The 231-nt window shown below is 63.6% G+C and carries 1 protein-coding gene; it reads left to right on the top strand.

What is annotated here, in order from left to right:
* The coding region (locus ACPYOI_RS37265) for a DoxX family protein (protein ID WP_481424330.1) at window positions 1-231 on the top strand (231 nt) is incomplete at both ends.

Below are 231 nucleotides of genomic sequence, written 5' to 3'. Positions count from 1 at the left end.
CTGGATTGCCGCCCACATCGCCGCCTTCAGCGAGCATTTCTTTCCCTTTTTGCTGGTGATCGGCCTGGCCAGCCGGCTGTCGGCACTGGCACTGCTCGGCATGACGCTGGTCATCGAAATATTCGTCTACCCCGACGCCTGGCCGACGCACGGAACATGGGCGACCTGCTTCCTAGTGATCATCGCCTGCGGTCCGGGCCGGATCGCGCTCGACGACCTCAACCGCGAGCT

Source organism: Rhizobium sp. SVR5-2C, assembly GCF_056755115.1.
This window is presented reverse-complemented; position numbering and strand designations above follow the sequence as displayed.